This is a genomic window from Pseudomonas sp. (assembly GCF_050739655.1).
Lineage (GTDB): Bacteria > Pseudomonadota > Gammaproteobacteria > Pseudomonadales > Pseudomonadaceae > Aquipseudomonas.
The window spans coordinates 1-6,117 of the sequence record NZ_JBOIBY010000152.1; the positions used below are offsets into that span (position 1 = coordinate 1).

3 protein-coding genes are annotated in these 6,117 nt (G+C 59.6%); 2 read left to right on the plus strand and 1 reads right to left on the minus strand.

The window, feature by feature from the left end:
- Nucleotides 1–172: 172 nt before the first annotated feature.
- Complete coding sequence (gene rmf / locus ACRESJ_RS07430) at nt 173–388, minus strand: ribosome modulation factor (protein ID WP_128607102.1); 216 nt, start codon at nt 386–388, stop codon at nt 173–175.
- Between the two features lie 527 nt (nt 389–915).
- Between rmf and rlmKL the strand changes: the two genes are divergently transcribed.
- Both rlmKL and ACRESJ_RS07440 read left to right on the plus strand, forming a co-directional pair.
- Entirely contained in the window at nt 916–3,186 is a 2,271-nt protein-coding gene (gene rlmKL / locus ACRESJ_RS07435) for a bifunctional 23S rRNA (guanine(2069)-N(7))-methyltransferase RlmK/23S rRNA (guanine(2445)-N(2))-methyltransferase RlmL (protein WP_431757325.1), read from the plus strand.
- A gap of 207 nt (nt 3,187–3,393) precedes the next feature.
- Nucleotides 3,394–5,793: a sensor domain-containing diguanylate cyclase gene (locus ACRESJ_RS07440; protein ID WP_431757326.1), complete on the plus strand. Its 2,400-nt coding sequence runs from the start codon at nt 3,394–3,396 to the stop codon at nt 5,791–5,793.
- Nucleotides 5,794–6,117 lie beyond the last annotated feature (324 nt).

Consider the following 6,117-nt stretch of genomic DNA (forward strand, 5'->3'; position numbering starts at 1 on the left):
AAAAGATCGCAGCCTGCGGCAGCTCCTACACAGGATTATGTGTAGCTTCAGATCAGGCATAAAAAAGGGCCCCTTTAAAGGAGCCCCTGGGCCGTAGCCCGCCGTCCGGATGGGACGTGCGTGGTTAATTCATTACATACTCAGATTGTCGTGTCGGAATGTATGCCCTGTGTTAGCCGACCGCGTGAAGTTCGTTGAGTCTATGGATGCCCGCAGTGCCGGTCATACCGTCCCAGTTGTCGCCTCGTCCTTCTCGCCAGCCGTTAATCCAGGCTTGGCGTACCGACGGTAGAGTAAAAGGGCAAAGCTCACGGGATTTGCCACCAACGCCATATTGATATCCGCGCAAAAATGCTTTTTCCAACGGATCACGCTTAAGTCTTCTCATAGGGTATTGCCCTCACTTGTTGACTGTTTTCATCGCGTTGACCTCAATCGAGGTCTGGCAGAAAAACTCTGCCGTTGGGGCTCGCTGCCGGCGTGGCGAGCCAAGGTGTTGACGTCATGGCGACGACAACCTGTGTTGATTTCTAACCAATGCGTCACATCGAGGGAATGATCGTTTTGTCATAAGGAAGTAACTGTTCATGTGCTATGGCCATAAGTAACCGGATGTTCGCTGCGTATTTTTTAGCGAAACCCCGGTATGATCGGCCCCGCGCAGGATGATCGGCTTGATTTTTTGGTGAGAATGCCTCCCGTTGCCGGGAAGGACTATTCGACGAAGGGTCGAGTTATGTCAATTTGTTGCATCAACTTTTTTATCTGTCCTTGCATCTAAGCTCACTTAACCCGGGCAGCAGGGGTGGAACGGCACACCTTCGTGCCACGCGGGCGCTCTTTTAGAAAAGCGCCTGATCGAAAACCGGGCCGGCAATGCGTTGTCGGTCCACTAGCCAAAGGCTGCGAATCCTCATGTCCGATCGTTTCGAACTCTTCCTCACTTGTCCAAAAGGCCTTGAAGGCCTGCTCATCGAGGAAGCCGCCGGGCTTGGCCTTGAGGAAGCACGTGAGCACACCTCTGCCGTGCGCGGCATGGCCACCATGGAAACCGCCTATCGCCTGTGCCTGTGGTCGCGCCTGGCCAACCGGGTGCTGCTGGTGCTCAAGCGTTTCCCGATGAAAAACGCCGAAGACCTCTATCACGGTGTGCTCGACATTGACTGGCAGGATCACATGCTCAACGACGGCACCCTGGCCGTCGAGTTCAGCGGCCACGGCTCGGGCATCGACAACACCCATTTCGGCGCGTTGAAGGTCAAGGATGCCATCGTCGATAAACTGCGCACGCCGCAGGGCGACCGCCCATCCATCGACAAACTCAACCCGGACCTGCGCATTCACCTGCGCCTGGACCGCGGCGAAGCCATTCTTTCCCTCGATCTCTCGGGCCACAGCCTGCACCAGCGCGGCTATCGCCTGCAGCAAGGCGCGGCGCCGCTGAAGGAAAACCTCGCGGCGGCGATCCTGATCCGTTCCGGCTGGCCACGCATCGCGGCCGAAGGCGGCGCCCTGGCGGACCCGATGTGCGGTGTCGGTACGTTCCTGGTGGAAGCGGCGATGATCGCGGCCGACATCGCGCCGAACCTGCGTCGTGAACAGTGGGGCTTCACCGCCTGGCTGGGTCATGTCCCCGCACTGTGGAAAAAACTTCACGAAGAAGCCAGCGAGCGCGCTGCCGCCGGACTGGCCAAGCCACCGCTGTGGATTCGCGGTTACGAAGCCGATCCGCGCCTGATCCAGCCTGGCCGCAACAACGTCGAGCGTGCCGGCCTGAGCGAGTGGATCAAGATTTACCAGGGCGAAGTCGCGACGTTCGAGCCGCGTCCGGACCAGAACCAGAAAGGCCTGGTGATCTGCAACCCTCCGTACGGCGAGCGTCTGGGTGAGGAAGCGAGCCTGCTTTACCTCTACCAGAACCTTGGCGAACGCCTGCGTCAGGCCTGCCTTAACTGGGAAGCAGCGGTATTCACCGGCGCACCGGACCTGGGCAAACGCATGGGCATCCGCAGCCACAAACAGTATTCGTTCTGGAACGGCGCCTTGCCGTGCAAGCTGTTGCTGATCAAGGTGCTGCCTGATCAGTTCGTCACCGGCGAACGCAAAACCCCGGAGCAGCGTCAGGCCGAGCGTGAACAGGCCGAGTACGATCAGGCGCCCGACGAACCGCAAGAGCGCAAGTACAACAAGAACGGCAACCCGATCAAACCGACCCCCGCACCTGCGCCGGTGATCGAGCAGCCGCGCCTGAGCGAAGGCGGGCAGATGTTTGCCAACCGCCTGCAGAAAAACCTCAAGGCCCTGGGCAAGTGGGTCAAGCGTGAAGGTATCGATTGCTATCGCGTCTACGATGCCGACATGCCGGAATATTCCATGGCCATCGACCTGTATCACGATTGGGTTCACGTTCAGGAGTACGCCGCGCCCAAATCCATCGATCCGGAGAAAGCGTCGGCGCGTATGTTCGATGCCCTGGCGGCGATTCCCCAGGCGCTGAACATCGACAAGAGCCGCGTGGTGGTCAAGCGCCGCGAGCGTCAAAGCGGTACCAAGCAGTACGAGCGTCAAGCGGCACAGGGCAAGTTCGTCGAGGTCAACGAGGGCGGCGTGAAGCTGCTGGTCAACCTGACCGATTACCTCGACACCGGGCTGTTCCTCGATCACCGGCCAATGCGCATGCGCATTCAGAAAGAGGCTGCCGGCAAGCGCTTCCTCAATCTGTTCTGCTACACCGCAACCGCCAGCGTGCATGCGGCCAAGGGCGGCGCGCGCAGCACCACCAGCGTCGACCTGTCGAAAACCTACCTCGATTGGGCGCGTCGCAATCTGTCGCTCAACGGTTTCTCTGACAAGAACCGTCTGGAGCAGGGCGATGTGATGGCCTGGCTGGAAAACGCTCGGGACGAGTACGACCTGATCTTCATCGACCCGCCGACGTTCTCCAACTCCAAGCGCATGGAAGGCGTGTTCGATGTGCAGCGTGACCAGGTGCAATTGATCGACCTGGCCATGGCGCGCTTGGCACCGGGTGGGGTGCTGTACTTCTCCAACAACTTCCGCAAGTTCGACCTGGAGCCCAACCTCAGCGAGCGTTATGCGGTCGAAGAGATCACTGCCCAGACCATCGATCCGGATTTTGCCCGTAACGCGAAGATCCATCGCGCCTGGAAAATAACGGCCCGTTGACACCTGGATCCCTGTAGGAGCGAGCTTGCTCGCGATGAACCCGAAAGCGCCGCGTGTATCCAGAAAGCACGCATTATCGTTATCGACCATCGCGAGCAAGCTCGCTCCTACAGGACCCCATCAGTGCTGGTCAAATTAGTGGCTAATAGCTATAACTCAACTCATGGCCAAAGGGCTTTCCCGCACCTGGCGTTTTGAGTTGCGTCTATGTCGTTGCACGCCGTGCGCCCCAAGATCCTGGGTTTTATCAGCGAAGATGTCTCGGCCTGGCTGGTCGCGCTCCTGGTATTGCTCATCGGCGGGATGCTCACGGGATTGCTGGCGTGGTCGACGCTCAATCTGTTTCACCATCAATTACGGCAACGTTTCCAGCTGCTGGCCAGCGAACGTTACAGCCGTATCGCAGAACGTTTCGAAGATCAGGAACAGCGCCTCGATGGCGTGCGTCGGTTCATTGCCAATTCCGATGCGGTGTCCCGGCAGGAATTCAATGGCTACACCCAACCTTTATTGCACCGCACCCAGGCGTATTCGTTTGCCGAACGGGTAAGGGGTGATGAGCGTGCGGCGTTCGAGCGTCGTGTGCAGGATGAGGGGCTCAGCAGTTTTTCCGTGCGCGAACTCAACGCCGACGGCCAATTGCAACTGGCCGCCCAGCGGGACGAGTACGTGGTGGTGCTGTACAGCCAGACGCAAAGCAAACTCGGTTCGCCGCTCGGCTACGACTTGCTCGCCCAGCCGTTGCGTCGTGACACGTTGGAGCGGGCTGATCGGCGCGGTCAGATGGCGGTTTCGCAACCGCTGCATCTGGTCAGTATCGAGCCGGCGTATGCGCGAGGCGTGCTGCTCGTGGCGCCGGTCATGTTGCGCAACAATCCGGGTCCGACGACCGACAAGCCATCAGGTTATGTCATGGCCGTGATCAGCATGCGCCAGTTGCTGGCCGACGGATTGCCCGAGGCGGACCGTGATTACCTCTCGGTACGTATCCTCGACTTATCTATAGATAATCAGCATGAGGTGTTGTTTGAATCCCCTAACGTAGCGGCCATCAGTGAGTTGTCGGCAACGCGTCTTTTGCGTTTGGCCGACCATGATTACCAGGTCGATATCCAACCCAGCGAGGTGTTTCTCAAGGCCAACCATTCATCGGTCACCACGCTGGTGGTGCTCGGTGGGTTGCTCAGTCTGCTGCTCAGCGCGCTGCTTTACGTGCTGGTCAGTCAGCGGCAACGGGCGCTGAAAATGGTTGAACAAAGGACCGAAGAACTGCGCGCCCGCGAGCAGGAACTGCGCGGCACTCACGGTCAGTTGCGCGGCGTACTGAATGCCGCGACCCAGGTGGCGATCATTGCCACGGATTTGCGTGGGGTGATCAGCACGTTCAATGCCGGTGCCGAGCAGATGCTTGGCTATACCGCAGCCGAAGTCGTGGGCCACATGACTTTGGAGAACCTGCACTTGCGCCGGGAGCTGGCGGCACGCTCGGCCGAGTTGAGTGCACGTTTCGGCAAGGCGGTTCCGCCCTGTCATGCCATGCTGGTCGAGAGCAGTCTAGAAGGCGGGCACGAAGCGCGGGAGTGGACGCTGGTGCGTGGCGATGGCAGCCATTTGATCGTCAACATGCTGGCCACCCCGGTGCTGGATGAGCAAGGCCTGTGGGTCGGGCACCTGGCGGTGTGCATCGATATTACCGAGCGTAAGCGGGTACATGAGGCGCTTGCCGCACGGGACGTGTTGCTGAAGAAACTCAGCGCCCATGTTCCCGGCGGGATCTACCAGTTCAAGATGGAGTTCGACGGCCGCTTCAGTGTGATCTACGCCAGCGACGGCATTCGCGAAATCTACGAACTGGAACCTGACGTGTTGCTGCTAAATGCCGAAGCGATCTTCACCCGGATTCATCCGCAGGACACCACCCGCGTGCGTGCGTCGATCCGTGCCTCGGCGAACAACCTCAGCCCCTGGCGTGAGGAGTACCGCGTGCAACTGCCTGAGCGCGGCTTGCGTTGGGTCCGTGGCGCAGCGACGCCGGAGGAGCTACCGGGCGGCGGCGTGCTTTGGCATGGCTATATCTCGGACATCTCCGACCAGAAGCGGGTCGAGGAAGAATTGCGCGCATTGTCTGTGACTGACTCCCTTACCGGTATCCACAACCGCCGCTATTTCCAGGAGCGCCTGACCACCGAGATGGCTCGGGTAGAGCGCGGCGGCGGTGAGTTGTCGGTGATCATGCTCGACATCGATCACTTCAAGCGCATCAACGACCAGCACGGCCACGCCGCAGGCGATCGGGTGTTACGGATTGTCTGCGAGCGCATTGCTCATCGGTTGAGGCGCACGGATGTGTTTTGCCGCTTGGGCGGTGAAGAGTTCATGGTGCTGTGCCCGGACATCGATGGCGAAAACGCCTATGTGCTGGCGCTGGAGTTGTGGCACGGGGTGCGCAGTTCACCCATCGACGAAGTGGGGATCATCACCGCCAGTTTCGGTATTGCCAGTTGGCGGCTCGGGGAGGGTGCGGATGCGCTGTTGTTGCGCGCCGATTCGGGGGTTTATGCGGCTAAGCAGGCGGGTAGGGATCGGGTGCAGGGGGAGATGAATTGATTTTGTCTGGCTACGCAGAACCTGTAGGAGCCGGGCTTGCCCTAATGCCAGTCGGTTAAGCGAAAAAGGTCTCTGTAGGAGCGAGCTTGCTCGCGAAAAACCTGTAGACGCCGCGACCATTCAGGATGCTCGCGTCATCGTTAACGTTTTTCGCGAGCAATCGAGCGTCGACCGGCTGCTCCTACAGTTCCTTAACGGACCGGCATTAGGGCAAGCCTGGCTCCTACAAAGTCCTGTGGCGTTTACAACACCGAAGCCGTCTGCGGCAGTTTCGGCTGGCGATACAGGTCCAGCAGCACCTGGTCGAGCACAGACGATGCGCCG

Coding starts and splice junctions, on each gene's coding strand:
- rmf (WP_128607102.1), bottom strand. CDS start 388: ATGAGAAGACTTAAGCGTGATCCGTTGGAAAAAGCATTTTTGCGCGGA.
- rlmKL (WP_431757325.1), top strand. CDS start 916: ATGTCCGATCGTTTCGAACTCTTCCTCACTTGTCCAAAAGGCCTTGAA.
- ACRESJ_RS07440 (WP_431757326.1), top strand. CDS start 3,394: ATGTCGTTGCACGCCGTGCGCCCCAAGATCCTGGGTTTTATCAGCGAA.